Annotated in this window: 10 protein-coding genes; 3 read left to right on the top strand and 7 right to left on the bottom strand. The window is 72.3% G+C overall.

The window, feature by feature from the left end; genetic code table 11:
* Together VT50_RS25850 and VT50_RS25845 are read left to right on the top strand one after the other, a co-directional pair.
* The coding region (locus VT50_RS25850; protein WP_143645271.1) for a beta-ketoacyl reductase at positions 1–1,299 on the top strand (1,299 nt) is incomplete at its 5' end.
* Between the two features lie 45 nt (positions 1,300–1,344).
* Positions 1,345–6,345 (top strand): type I polyketide synthase, encoded by a 5,001-nt coding sequence (locus VT50_RS25845; protein WP_079343887.1) that lies wholly within the window; start codon positions 1,345–1,347, stop codon positions 6,343–6,345.
* Between the two features lie 7 nt (positions 6,346–6,352).
* On the opposite strand, the gene VT50_RS25840 is transcribed toward VT50_RS25845, so the two are convergent.
* Positions 6,353–7,204: an alpha/beta fold hydrolase gene (locus tag VT50_RS25840; protein ID WP_046084714.1), complete on the bottom strand. Its 852-nt coding sequence runs from the start codon at positions 7,202–7,204 to the stop codon at positions 6,353–6,355.
* Between the two features lie 174 nt (positions 7,205–7,378).
* Between VT50_RS25840 and VT50_RS25835 the strand changes: the two genes are divergently transcribed.
* A complete protein-coding gene (locus VT50_RS25835; protein ID WP_046084713.1) occupies positions 7,379–8,638 on the top strand; it encodes a cytochrome P450 in 1,260 nt (419 codons plus the stop codon).
* Between the two features lie 98 nt (positions 8,639–8,736).
* On the opposite strand, the gene VT50_RS25830 is transcribed toward VT50_RS25835, so the two are convergent.
* From VT50_RS25830 to VT50_RS25805, 6 genes are all read right to left on the bottom strand, one after another.
* Positions 8,737–9,075: an acyl carrier protein gene (locus VT50_RS25830; RefSeq protein WP_240529310.1), complete on the bottom strand. Its 339-nt coding sequence runs from the start codon at positions 9,073–9,075 to the stop codon at positions 8,737–8,739.
* A gap of 109 nt (positions 9,076–9,184) precedes the next feature.
* On the bottom strand, positions 9,185–13,114 hold the full coding sequence (locus tag VT50_RS39370) for a type I polyketide synthase (protein WP_053048441.1): 3,930 nt from the start codon (positions 13,112–13,114) through the stop codon (positions 9,185–9,187).
* Positions 13,111–14,565: an NAD(P)/FAD-dependent oxidoreductase gene (locus tag VT50_RS25820; RefSeq protein WP_053048440.1), complete on the bottom strand. Its 1,455-nt coding sequence runs from the start codon at positions 14,563–14,565 to the stop codon at positions 13,111–13,113. Before VT50_RS25820 ends, VT50_RS39370 begins: the two co-directional genes overlap by 4 nt.
* Before the next feature lie 26 nt (positions 14,566–14,591).
* Positions 14,592–15,068 carry a nuclear transport factor 2 family protein gene (locus tag VT50_RS25815; RefSeq protein ID WP_046084711.1) on the bottom strand — a complete coding sequence of 159 codons (477 nt, stop codon included), beginning with the start codon at positions 15,066–15,068 and terminating at the stop codon, positions 14,592–14,594.
* A gap of 35 nt (positions 15,069–15,103) precedes the next feature.
* Entirely contained in the window at positions 15,104–15,541 is a 438-nt protein-coding gene (locus VT50_RS25810; RefSeq protein WP_053048439.1) for a nuclear transport factor 2 family protein, read from the bottom strand.
* 18 nt (positions 15,542–15,559) lie between these two features.
* Positions 15,560–19,850 (bottom strand): type I polyketide synthase (locus VT50_RS25805; RefSeq protein WP_079343886.1); only part of this gene is annotated, 4,291 nt, incomplete at its 5' end.

Genomic DNA, 19,850 nt, shown 5'->3' with positions numbered 1-19,850 from the left:
CTCGGCGCGCTGGTGGCCGACCACCTCGTCCGCATCTGGAACATCCGCCACCTGCTGCTGGTGAGCCGCGGTGGCCCCGACACCCCCGGAGCCAAGGAACTGCTGGCCAAGCTCGCCGACTTGGGCGCCGAGGCCCGGATCGAGGCGGTGGACGTCACCGACGGCGCCGCCGTGCACGACCTCATCGCGGGCATCGACCCGGCACACCCCCTGACCGGTGTCGTCCACGCGGCCGGTGTGCTGGACGACGCGGTGGTCAACTCGCAGACCCCGGAGCGTCTGGCGCGGGTGTGGGGGCCCAAGGCCACGGCCGCGGCCCATCTCCACACCGCCACCGCGCACCTTCGGCTCTCCATGTACGTGATGTTCTCCTCGGCCGCGGGCGTGATGGGCAGCCCCGGGCAGGCCAACTACGCGGCGGCCAACGCCTATTGCGACGCCCTGGCCGTCCACCGCCAGGCCATGGGCCTCCCGGCCGTCTCGGTGGCCTGGGGCCTGTGGGCCGACGCCAGCGGTATGACCGGACACCTGGACGACGCGGACCTGGCCAGGATGTCCCGCTCCGGCATCGCCGCCATGTCCGGCGCGCGGGCGCTGGGGCTGATGGACGCCGCCTGCTGGCACGGTGCCCCGCAGCCCGCGGCCGTACAGCTCGACCTCCGGGCCCTGGCTGCTCGGCCCGCGGACACCCTGCCCGCCCTGCTGCGTACCCTCCTCGACAACGGGACGACCCCCCGTCGTACCGCAGCCACCGGGGTGCCGGCAGCCGGTCTGGTCGCCCAGCTCACGGCGGTGCCCGCGGAGGGGCGGCACCGGATCCTGCTCACGCTGGTGCGCACACAGGCCGCGGCGGTCCTCGGCCACACCGACGCCGGGGCGGTGTCCGGTGACACCCCGTTCAAGGACCTGGGCTTCGACTCGCTGACCGCCGTCGAACTGCGCAACCGGCTCGCCGCCGCCACCGGGCTGCGGCTGCCCGCCACCGTCGTCTTCAGGCATCCGACGCCCTCGGCCATCGCCGCCGAACTGCGGGAGCGGCTGTGCCCCGACCAGGCGGACACCTCGGCGCCCGTCTTCGGCGAGCTGGAGCGGCTTGAGGCCGCGATGGCGGGGCTCGGTGCCGACGACGAGACCCGCGGTCGACTGGCGAAACGCCTGGAGGCACTGGTGTGGCGGCTCAACGACGGCACACCGGCCGAGGACACCGGCGAGCACCGCGCCACCGTGGACGACGGCGCCCTCGACTCCGCGTCGGACGACGAGTTGTTCGAGTTCATCGACAGGGAACTGCCCTCATGACCATGGGTGAGGACTGATGTCGGGTACGACCGTGAGTGAGGACTGATGTCGGGTACGGAAGACAAACTCCGCCAGTATCTGAAGCGGGTCACGGTGGATCTCGGGCAGGCCCGTCAACGACTGCGCGAGATGGAGGAGCGGTCCCAGGAACCGGTGGCCATCGTGAGCATGGCCTGCCGCTACCCCGGTGGCGTGGGCCGCCCCGAGGAGCTGTGGGAGCTGGTGGCCTCCGGTGGCGACGGCATCACCGCGTTTCCCGCCGACCGCGGCTGGGATCTGGCGGGCCTGTACCACCCCGACCCCGACCACCCCGGCACCAGCTATGTCCGGCACGGCGGATTCCTTGACGGCGCGGACGGCACCGACCGCTTCGACGCGGAGTTCTTCGGGATCAGCCCGCGCGAGGCCCTGGCGATGGACCCGCAGCAACGGCTGCTGCTCGAAGTGGCCTGGGAGCTGTTTGAGCGCGCGGGTGTCGACCCGGTGACGATGAAGGGCAGCCGGACCGGTGTGTACGCGGGGGTGTCCAGCCAGGACTATCTGTCCCGGATGCCGCAGGTCCCCGAGGGCTTCGAGGGCTATGCCACGACCGGCAGCCTCACCAGTGTGGTCTCCGGCCGGGTGGCGTACACCTTCGGTCTCGAGGGCCCGGCCGTGACGGTGGACACGGCGTGTTCGTCGTCGCTGGTGGCCATGCATCTGGCGGGCCAGGCGCTGCGCCAGGGCGAATGCGATCTGGCGCTCGCGGGCGGGGTCACCGCGCTCACCACACCGACCGCGTTCGCCGAGTTCTCGCGGCAGCGCGGGCTGGCCCCGGACGGCCGCTGCAAGTCCTTCGCGGCGGCAGCGGACGGCACGGGCTTCTCCGAGGGCGTCGGCCTGGTGCTGCTGGAGCGGCTGTCGGACGCGCGGCGCAACGGACACCGGGTACTGGCGCTGATCCGGGGCTCGGCCGTCAATCAGGACGGTGCAAGCAACGGGCTGACCGCGCCCAACGACGTATCGCAGGAGCGGGTGATCCGCCAGGCGCTGGCCAGCGCACGCCTCGCCGCCGACCAGGTCGACGCGGTGGAGGCCCATGGCACCGGGACCGCGCTCGGCGACCCGATCGAGGCACACGCGCTGCTGGCCACCTACGGCCGGGACCGGCCCGGGGACCGGCCGTTGTGGCTGGGGTCGCTCAAGTCCAACATCGGCCATGCCCAGGCGGCCGCCGGGGTGGCCGGTGTGATCAAGATGGTGATGGCGCTCCGCCACGAGACGCTGCCGGTCACCCTGCACATCGATAAGCCGACTCCGCATGTGGAGTGGGAAGGCGGCGGGGTACGGCTGCTGACGGACCCGGTGGCGTGGCCGAGGGGCGAACGCCCCCGCAGGGCCGGGGTCTCCTCGTTCGGGATCAGCGGCACCAACGCCCATCTGATCCTGGAGCAGGCGCCCGAGCCGAGTGCCCCTGCCGAGCGGGAGGAGCCCGCCGACCCCATGTCCGAGGCGGTGGCGACCGCGGCATCGGCGACGGAGGTGGCGCCGTGGGTGCTGTCCGCCCGTAGTGCCAGGGCCCTGCGGGGGCAGGCCGCCGCGCTCGCCCGGCGGATGGCGGCCGATCCGGGGCCGTCCATCGCCGAGGTGGGCTGGTCGCTGGCCACCACCCGTTCGGTGTTCGACCACCGGGCGGTGGCCGTGGGCGAGACCCGCGAGGAACTGGTGGCGGCCGTGGAGGCGCTGGCCACCGGCGGAGCGCATCCGGGCCTGGTCCACTCCGGTGGCGCCGCTGTGGCTGGGGGTCTGGGCCCGGTGCTGGTGTTTCCCGGCCAGGGCTCGCAGTGGGTGGGGATGGGGGCCGAACTGCTGGACGCCTCACCGGTGTTCGCCGCCCGGGTGGCGGAGTGTGAGCGTGCCTTGGCGCCGTACGTGGACTGGTCCCTCACCGATGTGCTGCGCGGCGCCGATGCGGCAGGCCACCTGGGCCGTGTGGACGTCGTACAGCCCGTCCTGTGGGCCGTGATGGTGTCGCTCGCCGCGGTGTGGGCGGGCCATGGCGTACGTCCCGCGGCGGTGATCGGGCACAGCCAGGGCGAGATCGCCGCGGCCGTGGTGGCCGGTGCCCTGTCGCTGGAGGATGGTGCCAAGGTCGTGGCGGTGCGCAGCAAGGCGCTGCGGCGGCTCGCCGGTGGCGGGGCGATGGCGTCCCTGGGAGTGAGCCGCGAGCGGGCCGGGAAGCTGCTGGCCGGGCTGGGCGACAACACGGCGGCCGTGGGCGTGGCGGCTGTCAACGGCCCCTCGTCCACGGTGATTTCCGGGCCGCCCGAGCAGGTGGCGCACGCCGTGGCCGCGTGTCAGGAGGCGGGCGACCGGGCGCGGCCGATCGAGGTGGACTACGCCTCGCACAGCCCCCAGGTGGACGAGATCGCCGATGAGCTGGCGCAGGCCCTGGCCGGTGTCCAGCCGGCCGCGTCCACGGTGGCGTTCTACTCCACGGTCATCGCCGCACGGATCGACACCACCGCGCTGGACACCGGCTACTGGGTGACCAACCTCCGTGAACCGGTGCGGTTCGCCGACACCGTCCGGGCGCTGCTGGCCGACGGCCACCGCGTGTTCATCGAGAGCAGCACCCACCCCGTACTGACCGTCGGCATGCAGGAGAGCTTCGAGGAAGCCAGGGCGGACGCGGTCACCGTGCCCACGCTACGGCGCGACCACGGCGGTCCTGCGCGGCTGGTCGAATCGCTCGCGCTGGCCTTCACGGCGGGCGTCGCGGTCGACTGGACCACCCTTCATCCCACCGGCGCCACCGCCCCGCGCACCGTCGACCTGCCCACCTACGCCTTCCAGCGGGAGCGGTACTGGCTGGCCGACTCGTTGTCCTTCGATCCCCGGCCCGCCGCGGACGAGGAGGAGACCCGGTTCTGGGCCGCGGTGGAGGGAGCGGACCTGAGCGCGCTCGCGAAGACGCTGAGCCTCCCGGACGACACCGGCCACCGGACCTCACTGGGCACCGTGCTCCCCGCGCTCTCCACATGGCGCCGCGCCCGGCGCGAGCGCTCCGCCGCGGACTCCTGGCGCTACCGCGTCGAGTGGCGGCCCGTCACCGACGCGGCTCCCGCTGCCGTGGGCACCTGGCTCGTGATCCACGCGAGGGGCGTCGCCGACGCCTGGACCGACGCCTGCGTACGGGCCCTGGGCGCGGACGGCGGACGGGCGCGGCGGCTGGAACTGGCCGAGGTCACCGACCGTGCGGGCCTCGCCGAGCTCCTGCGCTCCCGGTGCGCCGAGGAGCCGCCACCCACGGGAATCCTGTCGCTGCTGGCCCTGGACACTGCCGCGCCGCCACTCCCCGGCGTGACGCCCGGCCTGACCGGCACGCTCACCCTGCTCCAGGCGCTGGTGGACGCCGCCGTCACCGCGCCCCTGTGGTGCGCCACCCGCGGCGCGGTCGCCGTTGACGACTCCGAATCCCCCGACGCTCCCCACCAGGCCCAGCTGTGGGGGCTCGGCCGGGTGGCCGCCCTCGAACACCCCGACCGCTGGGGCGGGTTGGTGGACCTGCCCGTGAGCCCGGCCGCGCTTGACGCGGAGCGGCTGCGTGCCCTGCTCACCGGGGCCCCGGGGGAGGACGAGGTGGCGCTGCGCCCGGCCGGTGGGTACGGACGTCGGCTGGTCCCCGACCCGGTCGGCGGCCGTACTCCGCGGCGCACCTGGAAGCCCCGGTCCACCGTGCTCATCACCGGAACCGCCGACGGGCCCGCCGCCCGGGTCGCCCGCCACCTGGCCGACGACGGGGCGGAACACATCGTGATGCTGTGCCCCGGGGGTGGCGACGCCCCCGGGGCCGCGGAGCTGAAGGCCGAACTGGACGCGCTCGGCACCGGACTCACCGTGGCCCACCACGCACCCGCCGACCGGGAGGGCACCGCGCGCCTCCTCAAGCGAGTGGCGGAGGCCAGCGGACGGATCGGCACCATCATCCACACCTCGGCCTCCGGCGAGCTCGCACCGCTGATGGAGCTCACCCCGCAGCGGCTCGCCGAGGAGATCCGCGCCCATCTGGACGACACCGGGCGGCACTTGGACGAACTCTGCGGCACGGGCCCCGAGGACACCGTGGTCTACTTCTCCACCGTCGCCGCGTCCTGGGGCAGCAGGGACCACGGCTCCTACGCGGCCGCCACCGCCTGCCTCGACGCGCTGGCGCGGCGCGACCGCTCCGACGGACGGCTCACCGTCTCGATCGCCTGGGGGCTGTGGGACCTGCCGTACGGCGGCGAGGCGGCCGACGCGACGGCCCCGCACACCGAGCGCTCGCGTCGGCAGGGCCTGACCCCGCTGGACCCCCGGGCGGCGCTGACCGCACTGCGCCAGGCGCTCGACCACGACGATCCGGGCGTCACCATCGCCGATGTGGCATGGGAACGCTTCGCGCCGCTGTTCACCCTCGCCCGTCCCAGCAGGCTCTTCGACGGCGTCCCGGTCGCCCGCCGGGCCATCGAGGCCGCGCGCGGGCCCGCGGCGGACACCGGCACCGACGAGGCGTCGGCGCTGCGGAGGGAGCTGGGCGCCCTGCCCCAGGGCGAACGGGTCGAGCGACTGCTGGTGCTGGTACGCGCCCATGTGGCCGCCGTACTGCACTATCCGGCGCCGGAGGCGGTCGAGCCGGACCGCCCGTTCAAGGAGCTGGGGTTCGACTCCATCGCGGCCGTGGAGCTCAGGAACCGGCTGCGCGCGGCCACGGGGCTGAGCCTGCCGACCACGGTGGTCTTCGACTATCCGACACCTCGCACGCTGGCGGGCCATCTGCTGACCGGAGTTGACCCGGCCGACAGGGCCCATCCGGTGTCCGGACACCTGGACGAGCTCGAGTCCGCACTGGCCGGGCTGCCGACCGGCGACCCGCGCCGCGCCGGTCTGGTGAACCGGTTGCAGGCCCTGGTGTGGAAGTACACCGTCACCGGGCAGGAGGCCGATGAGCCCGCGGGCGAGCAGGACCTGGCGGCGGCCACGGCCGACGAGGTGTTCGCCCTCATCGACCGCGAGCTCGGGGCCTGACCCGCGGTCACGGCCGCAGGCCGCGGGCCAGGCCGAGCAGGTCGTCGGCCACCCGCCGGGGGTGCTGGGCGTGCAGATCGTGCTCGGAATCGAGATATTCGCGCATCGTCGCATGGCGCAGATCGGCCGTGGTCTCCCTGATGCGGGAGCGGATGCGGTCCGCCCACTTCGCGTCCGCGCCCTTGGGGATGGCGGGCATCAGCAGAGTGGGCACGCCGATGGCCGCGTACCACGGTCTCGGCGGCTCGTTCCAGATGCTGTGCAGGATCGACATGTGCTGCTCGGTGGACATGCGCCGGGACAGCGAACCGTCCGGGTTCTCCCGCATCGTGGCCACCGCGGCCTCGATCGCCGCTGGGGACCAGTCCGGGTGGATGGCGCGGAAGTAGTCGCTCACACTCTGCACGGTGGCGCCCTCCAGGGAGGCCGGACGCAGTGCCCCGACGAACGCGTCCCAGGAGGAGAACGCCTTGGCGGGCTCCAGCCAGCCGCCGTCCACCAGGGCCAGCGCGGCGACCAGTTCGGGGTGCTCGGCGGTCAGCCGCACCGAGATGTTGCCGCCCCAGGAGTGACCGGCCACCACCACCCGGTCCAGCCCGAGGGCGGCGGACGCCGCCGCCAGGTCCGCGACCGCGGTCGGGATGTCATATCCGGTCTCCGGTGTGTCGGAGTCACCGTGGCCGCGCAGATCCACTGCGTACACCGCGTGGCCCGCGGCGGTCAGATGGTCGGCGACCTCGTCCCACAGCCGGGCGCTTGACGCCATGCCATGGACCAGGAGAAAGGGAAGCGACGCCGTTCCCGGCCGGTGCCGGAAATGCAATTTCACATCGTCGGTTACGGGCACGGAAAGATCCATGACGAAATTCTAGCCGGACCTCCCCATTCGGTTGGACCGGCCGGGTAGGTGATGTGCGCACGGATTAGCGGCGCTTTAGCCGGAGGCGAGATGCTGGATGGCCGGGCGATTCATACTCTCATGCCGACCCAGACTCCCTTGCCGACCGTAGACTCCGAGCCGAAGTGAGGCGCCGTGTATCCCCCGGAATCCAGGTTCGCCCATATCGACAACGTCGATCTCACCGACCTGTCCTTCTGGGCGCAGCCCTACGGCGACCGTGACGCCGCCTTCGCGGCGCTGCGCGGGCGGCCGGAGCCCGTTCTCTTCCGGGAGCCGGTCATGCCCGGGTTCGGACGGGGGTCCGGGTATTACGCGATGGTCCGGCACGCTGATATCGCCGAGGTGAGCCGGCGCCCGCAGGACTTCGGCTCCGTGCCCACCGCGATCAGCATCATCGATCTGCCGGAGGAGTTCAACGACTTCTTCGGATCGATGATCAACATGGACAATCCCCAGCACGCCCGGATGCGCCGGCTGGTCTCCCGTGCGTTCGGCCGGGGAATGGCCGCCGAGTTCGAAGTGGCGTCCCACAAGGCGGCCAGGAAGATTGTCGACGGCCTCATCGCGGAAGGGCCGGGAGACTTCGTCCGCAAGGTCGCTGCGATCATGCCGATCGCGGTGCTCAGCGGCATGATGGGGATTCCCGATGACGACTACGAGTTCATCTACGACCGGTCCAATATCATCGTCGGCACCTTCGACCCCGAATATGTTCCGCGGGCCGATCAGGCCACCGCCGCCCTGCTGAAGACCTCCCATGAACTCGCCGACTACATCGCGCGGCTCGCCGCCGACCGCACCCGCAATCCCACGGGCGATCTGATCACGCGGCTGGTGCAGGCGCAGATCGATGGTGAACGGCTCAGCCCCGAAGAGCTCTCGTCCTTCTTCATCCTGCTCGTCGTCGCCGGAATGGAGACCACCCGCAACGCCATCTCCCGTGGTCTGGTGCTGCTCAGCGACCACCCGGAGCAGCGGAAGCTGCTGCTCTCCGACTTCGAGACCTACGCGCCGGGCGCGGTCGAGGAGATCCTGCGGGTCGCGACCCCCATCAACTGGATGCGGCGCACCGTCCGGCGCGACTGCGGGGTGAACGGCCACCGCTTCACGGAGGGCGACAAGCTGCTGCTCTTCTACTGGTCGGCCAACCGGGACGAGGACGTCTTCCCCGACCCCTACGCGTTCGACATCACCCGGGACCCCAATCCCCATCTGACCTTCGGATCGGTCGGACCGCACTTCTGTCTGGGTGCCCATCTCGCCCGGATGGAGGTCACGGTGCTCTTCCGCGAGCTGTTCAGCCGACTGCCGGAGATCCGCACCGTTGGGAGGCCACGGCGGCTGGCGGCCAGCTTCGTCGAGGCCATCAAGCATGTGGAGTGTGCCTTCTGACAGCTGCCCCGCATCGTTGAAAGCGCCGCGCGGGAGGGGGCGATCCCCTCCCGCGCGGCGTTGTGTCCCGCGGGCCGGACGAGGCGGTGGCGGCGCATCTAGGCCGTGGCGCCGTCACCGGAGTTGACCGCGGTGTACGCCTCGGCGAGGTAGTGGCCGAGCTGGGTGGGGGTGGGGTACTCCAGAATGGCGACGAGCGGGATCTCCACGTCGGTGAGCGTCATCAGATTGCGGGTGAGCTCGAGGGCGGTCAGCGAAGTGAGCCCGTTCTCCAGGAAGTTGCTGTCGTCGTCCACGACGGTGGGTGCCAGGATGTCGGCCAGCTGTGCCCGTACGGCCTCCCGCATGATGTCCTCGCGCTCCTCGGCCGTGGCGATGGCCAGCGCCTGGTGCAGGGCCGTCCCGTCGAGTGCGGTCTCGCTCTTCTCCGTCTGCATCGCGGATCCTTCTCCTTGAGCCTCGGTGGCGTCGCCTGGGGTGTGGTTGTTGACTTGGGTGTGTGCGTTCACGGGTACTCCCGCCTTGGTTGGGGCCGGTCGGCGTCGGTCACCGACCGCGGTGCGTACGCGGTGCGCTCGAAGGGCCGGAGACGTCATCGAAGAGCCGATGTGCTCCCAGCTCGGCGGCGTGTGCGGTCATCCGGGCCCAGTCGATGTCCGCGATGACCACGGACGCCGTGTCCGCCATGACCGCCTGCCGCAGCAGGGCGGCGGCCGGGCGCTGGGGAAGTGCGGGCAGGCCATTGGCGCGCAGCTGCTTGGCGGCGCCGACGGCCGTGTCGGGGCCGTCCATCGAGCCCCAGCACACCGATGTCGCCGGAACGCCCCGCGCCCGGCACTCCTGGGCGAGCGCGCCCAGATAGGCGTGCGCGGGCGCCTGGTTGCCCAGGCCCGGGCTCGGCAGGACGCCCACGACCGAGCACCCGAGCACCAAGGCCGACAGCTCATGGTGGCTGCCGAGGGCGCAGAGGTTCACCGCGCCCGCCACCGTGGCCGCCCACTCGCGCTCGATCCGCGCCACTTCCAGCCGCCCCGCCTCGGCGGCCAGGGGCGCCGTGAGATGCACGAGGGCCGTCAGCGGGAACTCCGCGGGAATGCCCGCGACCGCCGTGGCGAGCGCCTTCGGGTCCGCCACATCGACGGTGGCCACGGATACCCGTACGCCCGAGGCGCCGAGCTCGGCCACCAGATCGGCCGCCGGCTGCGTGGTGTCGATGAGCAGCAGGTGTTCGGCGCCGTCCTCGGCCGCCCAGCGGGCGGTGTGAGCGCCCAGGGCAGTGGCGACGCCCGTGATGAGGACCGTGCCCCGGAGCCGCCGGGCGGGGGTGGTGAGGCCCGTGGGGACATCGCGCACCAGCCGCCGGGCGAAGCAGCCGTCGCCGCGTACGGCCACCTCTCCCTCGCCGTACGCCCCGGCCAGCACCCCCGCGAGCCGCCGCCCCGCGCGGTCGTCCAACCTCTCCGGCACATCGACCAGCCCGCCCCAGCGGCGTGGCCACTCCAGCGCCAGCGCACCGCCCAGGCCCCAGAGTCCGGCCTGCTCCGGGCGGCGCATCGGATCACCCACATCGACGCTGACCGCACCGCGGGTGGCCGACCACACCGGCGCCTCGACCCCGGCCCGCCGCAGCGTCTCGAACAACTCCAAGGTCGGGGCGAGCGCCGGGCTCCGCCCGTCGTCGGACGGTGGCCGAACGTCTTCCAGCGCCAGCAGGGAGAGCACCCCCGCGACCGGCCGGCCCGCGACGGCCCCGGCCATCCGCCGGGCCCGCGCCTCGCCGTCCACCGGTGTGGAGTCCGACGATGTGGTGTACGGAGCGAACGTGACGGTCTCGGCGCCATGGTCGCTCAGCGCGGCGGTCACGGCGGCCACCATGGGGTCGTCCCCGCCGTCGCCGGACGCCACGACCAGCCAGGCCCCGGTCAACTGTGGTGTCGGCGGCTCGGGTAGGGGCTTCCAGGCGATGCGATAGCGCCACTCCCGCTGCCGCCGCCAGGTGGCCAGCGCGGGCAGGACCTCCGCGAACACCTCCCGCCGGCCGGCGGGGACCTCGAGTGCCCGGGCCAGGGCCGCCGCGTCCGTACGCTCCACGGCGTCCCAGAACTCGGCCTCCGCCCAGGTCTCCACGGTGGGCGCGGCATCCGTCGGGGCCTCGCTCTCCAGCCAGAAGCGCCGTCGCTGAAAGGCGTACGTGGGCAGGGCGACGGTGCGCGGAGCCGGATCGCGGTCGAACAGGGCGGCCCAGTCCACGGTGGCGCCCATGGTGTGCATACGGGCCAGGGCACACATCAGCTCCCGTACCTCGGACCCCTCGCCACGGAAGGGCGAGAGCACCAGCGGGCCCGGGGCGGAGGGCAGCATCGCCCCGGGCCCCAGCTCCCACACCGCACCGACCTCATCGAGAGAGGGCATGGGCGGCCGTTCGTACTCCATCCGCTCGCACTCCACCGGGCCCGGAGTGGCGTCGGCGGCCACCAGCCGGCAGGCGTGGGCGAGATCGAGAGCACCCGCGATGTGCGCCGCGGCGATCTCACCGACCCCGCGGCCCACCACCGCGCCGGGGCATACCCCCACCGAGGCCAGCAGCCGGGCCAGCGCGACGTAGAAGGCGAACAGCCCGGCCCGGGAGGACGCTTCGCGTTCCCCCTTCACGCCAAGCGACTCACCGACCTCGTCGAAGGCCCTGGCGAAGACGGCGAACCGTTCGTACAGCTCGGCGCCCGTCCCCGGTGGATGACCGCCCTCGCCCCCGAAGGCGAACACCGTCCCGCCCGCCGAGGCCGCCGCACCGGTACGGGCCACTTCGGGCCCCACCACCGAGGGATGCGGTTCACCGGCCGCCAGTGCCGCCAGCCCCGCCCGCAGCTCGTCCGGCCCGCCGACCACGACCGCCCGGTGGTCGAACACCGACCGCGTGGTCACCAGCGACCAGCCCACATCCACCGGGGACAGCCCCGGACCGGCCGCCGCCGTATGGGCGGCCAGTGCACGGGCCTGGCCGCGCAGCGCCGCCGCGCCCCGCGCGGACAGCACCCACGGCACCACGTCCGCGTCACGGGCGCCACCGCCGTCGGTGGTGCCCGCCACCGACTCGGTGAACTCCTCAAGAATCACATGGGCGTTGGTGCCGCTGGCGCTGAACGAGGACACACCGGCCCGCCGCGGCCGGTCCACCCGCGGCCACTCCATCCGCTCGGTCAGCAGCCGCACCGCGCCCTTGCGCCAGTGCACCAGCCGGGTCGGCCGGTCGATGTGGAGCGAGCGCGGCAGCACGCCCCGGCGCATCGCCAGCACCATCTTGATCACACCGGCCATTCCGGCGGCGGCCTGCGTATGGCCGATGTTCGACTTGATGGATCCCAGCAGCAGCGGCCGGTCGTCCGGACGGTCCTGCCCGTACGTGGCGAGCAGCGCCTGGAGCTCGATGGAGTCGCCGAAGGCGGTGCCCGTGCCATGCGCCTCCACCGCGTCCACGTCCCCGGTGGACAGCCGGGCGTTCGCCAGCGCGTCGCGGATCAGCTGCTGCTGAGCGGGGCCGTTGGGGGCGGCCATGCCCGTACTGGCACCGTCCTGGTTGATGGCCGAACCGCGGATCACGGCCAGCACCGGGTGGCCAGCACGCCGCGCGTCCGACAGCCGCTCCAGCAGCAGCAGACCGGCGCCCTCCCCGTACACCATGCCGTCGGCGGCGTCCGCGAACGACCGGCACCGAACACCCGGCGACAACTGGCGCTGGCTGGACGCCACTTGGAACACGCTCGCGGTGTACATGATGGCGGCGCCACCGGCCAGCGCCAGCGTGCATTCGCGCCGCCGTAGTGCCCCGGCCGCCAGGTGCATCGCCACCAGCGACGATGAACACGCCGTGTCCAAGGAGACCGCCGCGCCCCGCAGACCGAGGGTGAACGCCACCCGGCCCGAGGACACACTGCCCGCGTTGCCGTTGCCCACATGACCCAGCAGACCCTCGGGGATCTCATCCAGACGCGAGGCGTAGTCGTGGTACATCACCCCCGTATAGACGCCGGTCCTGCTGCCCCGCAGGGTGTGCGGATCGATACCGGCGCTCTCCACCGCCTCCCACGCCAGCTCCAGCAGCATCCGCTGCTGCGGCTCGATGGCCGCCGCCTCCCGGGCGCCGATGCCGAAGAACTCCGCGTCGAAGTCGGCCGCGTCATGGACGAAGCCACCGGCCCGGACGTACGAGGTGCCGTGGTGCTCCGGATCGGGGTGGTAGAGGTTCTCCAGGTCCCAGCCCCGGTCGGTGGGGAAGCTGGAGACGGCGTCCCGCCCGTCGGCCACCAGATCCCACAGCTGGGCCGGGGTGCGCACCCCACCGGGGAAGCGGCAGGCCATGCCGACGATGGCGATCGGCTCCTCAAGGTCCGCCTGGACCTCCCGCAGCCGCTGCCGGGTCTCGTGGAGCTCGGCGGTGGTCCACTTGAGATAGTCGACGAGCTTTTCCTCGCTGCTCATGAGCCGCCCGCACCCACGGTGCTGCGCGGGCTCAGACCCACCAGCGCCAGCTCATCGGCGGTCAGCGGCGGCTCGGAGAGCTCCGGGAGGACCCGGTCCTTCTGCATCAGCGACAGGAAGCGGCTGGACGCCAGCTCGGACTGCGGGGCGGTGAGGCTGATGACATCGGTCACCACATCACACACCGCCGAGGAGCGGATCGACCGGTCGGCGATCAGATCGGAGAACCGCTGCCGCGCCACGGCGCCGCCCGTCAGCCGTGGATCCGTCGTGTTCATCCGACAGTTGACGTACTCCACGTCCTTGGACGCGGCCATGATCCAGGGGTCGTCCACGGTGGCGCTGATCGCCCGCTGGGCCCGGTGCGCCGTGAACCCGGCGGTCCGCTGCGCCGTGCCCCCGGCGCTCCCGGCCCGCTGGAGCGCGGTGTCCAGCGCGGCGGCCGCGCGAGCCGCGGAGCTCATGCCATGGCCGTAGATCGGGTTGAACGCGGCCAGCGCGTCCCCGAGCACCAGCAGCCCCTCCGGCCAGATGTCCAGTCGCTCCGGATACAGCCGCCGGTTGGCGCCGACCCGGGAGACGGCCACCGAGGTCAGCGGCTTCGCGAGCGCGATGAGATCGGCCACCAGCGGATGGCGCAGTGTGCGCGCGTAGGGCAGGAACTCGTCGTCGCGGGCGGGCAGTCCGGCGCCCCGGGTGCACGACAGGGTCACCATCCAGGTGCCGTCCTCCTGCGGATACACCACCCCGAACCGGCCCGGCTCGCGCAGCCGGTGGTCGGCGGCCACGTTGACGGCGGGGAATCCGGCAGCGGCGCCCGGCGGGCCCTGGTACACACGGGTGGCGTAGGCAATGCCCGCGTCGACGACGTCCTCCTCAAGCGGCGGCACCTCCAGCGCCGACAGCCAGTGCCGGAGCCGGGAACCCCGCCCGGAGGCGTCGACCACCAGATCGGCCTCCAGGGATTCGCCCGCCCCGGTGTCCATGTCGCGCACCCGAACCCCGGTGACGCGTTTGGCGTCGCCGACCAGATCGAGGATTTCGGTGCGCTGGCGTACGGCGATCCGCCCGGTGGCGAGCACCCGGTCGCGGACCTTCCAGTCCAGGAACGGGCGGGTGCACATCAGGGCGTACTGCCGCGGTGGGAAGCGGTGCTGCCAGCCGTGGGACGTCAAGGTCACCAGGTCCTGATGGAATCCGATCCGGCGGGCGCCCGCGTCCAGCAGCTGGTCGACCATGCCGGGCAGCAGCGTGTCCACGATGCGCGCACCGCTGGACCACAGCACATGGACATGGCGCCCCTGCGGCGACCCCTTGCGGTGCCGGGGGCCGTCGGGGAGCACATCGCGCTCCACGACGGTGACGCGCTCCAGGTGGCGGGACAGCACATGGGCAGCCAGCATCCCCGCCCAGCCCCCGCCCAGAACGATTGCGTGTGTGGGTTCGGTCATGGTTTTCGCTCTCGTCCCTTCACCGCTCACGGCTTTCCCGTCGGAGCGGGGCTGCCCTTGGCCCGGACCATCTTGGCGAGGTTCTGGGTGACCGCCATGAAGTGCGCGACACCGGTGAGTTCGGGACCGTCACCCACTTTCGTATCCGTGATGCCCCAGAACGCCTGGGCGTGGTGGACCAGACCGTCATCGCCGAGTTCGATCACACCGATGATGCTGAACGTGAGTTTGGTCGGCGCGTACACCGTGACCGTGGTCGGCACCGCCACCCTGCGGCCGTCCATGGAAGTGACCGGACGGCCCGGGACCTCATGCACCCGGCATTCGATGGACCAGGCGATGTGTTCGCGAAGCGCGTCCTTTCCGACGAGCGGGGGCGCGCCGACCGGATCCTCGAAGACGATGTCGTCCGAGAACAGCTCCAATACGGCCTCGACATCACCCTCGTTCATGCGCCGCGCGTATTCCAGCGCCATCCTCTTGAGGGTCGCCTCATCGGCCATGAACGCCTCCAGTGCGGTGCGGGGGTCGAGGGGAATCAGCCGGAGACACCAATGTCCGACCTCCCCCAGAACATCTGCAGCTCCTGAATGAGGCCACCGGCCCCCGCGCGCACCATCAGCACGTAGTCCCAGGTGATACGGGAGTTCTCCGGGGCGTCCGGGGCCGTCAGCCAGCCGCGCTCGGCGAAGCCGGGGCCTTTGGGCAGATAGTCCATGGTGGCCGTCACCGGCACCAGGACATGCGCACCGTCCTGCCCCGCGACCGGCTCTCCGGGAATCTCGGAGATACCCGCCGCGGCGAGCTCCTCGACATGCGCACGAAGGGCGTCCCGCCCGGTCCTCCGCCCCGATCCGACCGGATCCTCGAATGTGACCGCGTCCGCGTAGAGTGCGAGGAGCCCATCGATATCCGCGGCGTTCATCAGGCGGCTGTGCTCGAGAATGAGCTTCTTCCGGCTGCGCTCATCAATCACCGTGTGCCTCCATGTCAATCACCGTGTGCCCCCATGTGCGTGCTCTCCGTCGCTTTCGCCACGGCCCAGGTCCTGGTCGATGAACTGGAAGATCTCGTCGGCCGTGGCGTCCTGAATACGGCCCGCCGCTTGGCCTTCCTCCGTCCCGCCGCCGTGCAGGGCGGCCAGTTTCGACAGCGTGGACTGAAGGCGCTTCAGCAGCGCCTCATGCGCCGTCTCGTCTTCAGCCACGGAAAGCAGCGCGCTTTCCAGCTTGTCGATGTCGCCCAGCACGGAGGGAAGGGGGTCCAAATCCTCGGGCGCCAATTCCGCGTGCAGGTGGGCGGCGAGCGCGGCCGGGCTCGGGTGGTCGAAAATGAGGGTGGTGGTCAGCCGCAGCCCGGTCGCGGCCGTCAGTCGGTTCCGCAGTTCGATCGCGGTCAGCGAGTCGAAACCGAGCTCCAGGAAGCCTCGCTCGGTCTGGATCCGCCCCGGGTCGGGGTGGCCCAGGGCCGCCGCGGCATGGGTGAGGACCAGCTGGAGCAGCGTACGGCGCTGCTCCTCCACCGGCAGCGCGGCCAGATGACCGGCCCAGTCGGTGTGCGGCCGGGCCGTGGCCGCCGTACGCCGGGCCGTACCGCCAGCGGTGAGCGCCCGCAGCGGGGCGGGCAGGGTGAGCGCAGGCTGGTCTGCCAGGGCCCGTACGTCCAGGTCGATGGCGATCAGCTGGTGGTGGCCGTGGCGCACGGCGGCGTCCAGCAGCCCCAGCGCCCGCTCGCTGGACATCGCCCCGATGCCCGACCGGCTCATCTTGGCCCGGTCCGCCTCCCCCAGATGCCCGGTCATCCCGCTGGCGTCCGCCCACAGGCCCCACGCCACCGAAAGCCCCGGCAGGCCGAGGGCGCGGCGCCGAGCGGCCAGGGCGTCACAATAGGCGTTCGCCGCGGCGTAGTTGGACTGCCCGGAGGCGCCGAGCGTGCCCGCCGTGGAGGAGAACATCACAAACAGGGACAGCGGCAGGTCTGCCGTCGCGGCGTGCAGATGGGCCGCGGCCGAGGCCTTCGGACGCCACACCCGCGCCAGCCGCTCCGGGGTCTGGGCGGTGAGGACGGCGTCGTCCAGCGCTCCGGCCGCGTGCACCACACCGGTCAGCGGATGCGTGGGATCGACCCCGGACACCAGATCGCCCACCGCGTCCGGGTCGGTGACATCGGCTGCGGAGATGCGTACTTGAGCTCCCAACTCGGTGAGCCGAGCGGAGAGTTCGGCCGCACCGGCAGCCTCCGCGCCGCTTCGGCTCACCAGCAGCAGATGCCTGACGCCCCATGTGCGCACCAGGTGTTCGGCGACCAGAGCGCCCAGGGTGCCTGTGCCACCGGTGATCAGCACGGTGCCGTCGGCGCCGAGTCCGGTGGTCCGCTCTTCGTCCTGCCCGTCGACGGCGGGGCTGGGCGTGGCCGTCGCGCGGACCATGCGGGGGACCAGCACCCGGTCGTCCCGCACCGCCACTTGGGGCTCATGTGCGCCGATCGCGCGGACTACGGCCGCCGCGAGACCTTCGCGGTTCTCATAGCCCTCGCGATCTTCGCGGTCCTTGTGGTCGTCGCGGTAGCCGTAGCCCTCAGCGAGGTCGAGCAGCACAAACCGGCCCGGGTTCTCCGACTGGGCGCTGCGGATCAGCCCCCACGCCCCGGCACCGGACGGGTCCAGTGTGATGTGGTGGGTGTCGTCGGCGTTGTCGGTGTTGTTGCCCGGACGGCCCGCCGCCACCGCGCCCCGTGTGACGACCACCAGCCACGTATCGGCCAGCGCCGGGCGCCGCAGCCAGGACTGCACCAGCGCCAGCAACTCCCCGGTCGCCCCCAGCCCGTCCCCGTGGCCACCCTCGGCGGCGTGCGGATGGACCAGGACGACGGCGGGGGCGGGCTGGCCCGCCTCGACGGCGGCGATCACCGCCTCAAGGTCCGGGTGGCACGCCACCGCGTCCCCCATGCCTGCCTGCAGCGGTTCCGCCAGCCCCAGCCGGTCCTCACCCAGCACCACCCAACCGCCGTCGCCGACCACCGAGCTGGCGGACGGCGCGGTGGCCGGAGCGGGCAGCGGCGTCCAGTCCAGGGTGAACAGCCCGTCCACGGCACGGGCAGCCGTGCGCAGCCGGTCCGTCGTGGCCGGACGGGTCACGAGGGAGTCGACCGTCAGCACCGGCGCGCCCACCGTGTCCGCCACCGTCAGCCGCAGCGACTGCCGTTCCTCGTCCCGCGACAGCCGGACCCGTACGGTGGCCGCCTCCGTGGCCCACAGCGACACGCCGTTCCAGGCGAACGGCAACCACACCTGGCCGTCGTCCTCCTGGCCCTCGGGCCGGTCCATCAGCAGCGACGGATGCAGCGCCGCGTCCAACAGCACCGGATGGATGCCGAATCCGTTCCGGCTCCCTGCGGCGTCGGGCAGCGCCACCTCGGCGAGGACATCCCCGCCCAGGTGCCACGCGGCCGTCAGCCCCTGGTACGCCGGGCCGTAGCCGTACCCCGCCGCCCTCACCCGCTCGTAGAAGGCGCCGACGTCCAGCGGCTCCGCGCCCGGTGGCGGCCAGGCCCCGCCCAGGCCCTCCACCGGCGCGGGAGTCTCGGGCGCTGGCGCGAGCACGCCCACCGCATGACACACCCACCCCGCGTCAGCACCTGAACCCGGGCTCAGATGAAGGCCATGGGGGTGGTCCGGGCGCGAGTACATCCGTACCTCACGGCGCCCGTCCTCCGCCGCGGCATCCACCACCACCTGCACCCGCAGTCCACCGGACTCGGGCAGCGCCAGCGGAACCCGCAGCGCCAGCTCCTCCACCCCGCCACAACCGACCTCGTCGGCCGCTCGCAGCGCCCACTCCACCAGCACCGCGCCCGGCGCCAGCACGGCACCCGCCACCACATGCTCGGCGAGCCATGGATGGGACCGTGTGCAGATCCGGCCGGTGAGCACATGAGCGGCGCCGTCGGCGACTTCCACGGCGGCGGCGAGCAGTGGATGCCCGGCGGCCGTAAGACCCAGATCGGCGGGATCGCCACCCGGCCCGCCCGCTCCGTCCAGCCAGTACCGCTCGCGCTGGAAGGCGTAGGTGGGCAGGTCGATGACGCGGGGTGCGGGGTCGGTGGAGAACCAGCGGGTCCAGTCGACCTCGACCCCGGCGGTGAACGCCTGCGCCACCGACCGCGCCAGCTGAGCCGTGCCACCGTGGTCGCGCCGCAGGGTCGGGATGGTGACCGCCTCGACCCCCGCCTCCTCGATGCTCTCCTGTATGCCGATGGTGAGGACGGGGTGGGTGCTGGCTTCGATGAATACGCGGTGGCCGTCGTGGAGGAGTGCTTGTACGGCGTCGGCGAAGCGCACTCGTTGGCGGAGGTTCTTGACCCAGTACGCGGTGTCGAGTTCGCTGGTGTCCATGCGGGCGCCGGTGACCGTCGAGTAGAACGCCACCTGGCCCGGCACCGGTTCGGCCCCGGCCAGGAGCTCGTACAACTCCTCCGTGATGTCGTCGACTTGGGGGCTGTGGGAGGCGTAGTCGACGTCGATGAGTCGGGCTCGGTGGCCTGCTTGTTCGCAGGCGGTGATGGTGTGGGCGACTTGGTCCGGGGGCCCGGAGATGACGGTGGATCCGGGGCCGTTGACGGCGGCTACACCCACCCCCTTGGCACCGTCGCCGAGTTTGGTGAGGAGTTCTTCGGTGTGGGTTTGGTTGAGGGTGAGGGAGGCCATGGTGCCGTGGCCGGTGAGGTGGCGGAGGGCGTGGGCGCGGAGGGTGACGATGCGGGCGCCTTCGTCGAGGGAGAGGGCTCCGGCGATGCAGGCGGCGGCGATTTCGCCTTGGCTGTGGCCGATGACGGCGGTGGGGGTGACGCCGTGGTGGTCCCATACGGCGGCCAGGGAGACCATGACGGCCCACAGGACGGGTTGGATGACGTCGACGCGGGCGAGGTCGGCGGCGTCTACTCCGCCGCGCAGGACGTCGGTCAGGGACCAGTCCACATATGGGGTGAGGGCCTGTTGGCATTCGGCTACCCGGGCGGCGAAGACCGGAGAAGTGTCGAGGAGTCCTGCGCCCATGCCGAGCCATTGGGAGCCCTGGCCGGGGAAGACCAGTACCGGGCCCATACCGCCCGCGGTGGTGGTGACGCTTGCTTGGATGACGGTGGGGTGGGTGGTGCCGGTGGCGAGTGCGTTGAGTCCGGTCAGGAGTTCGTCGCGGTGTTGGCCGATGATGACGGCGCGGTGGTCGAAGACGGACCGGGTGGTGATCAGTGACCAGCCGACCTCGGCCGGTGATGCCTCGGGGTCG

This window comes from Streptomyces antioxidans (assembly GCF_000968685.2).
Lineage (GTDB): Bacteria > Actinomycetota > Actinomycetes > Streptomycetales > Streptomycetaceae > Streptomyces > Streptomyces antioxidans.
The sequence above is the reverse complement of the archived record's forward strand: the minus strand, read 5'-3'. Positions and strand labels throughout refer to the sequence as shown.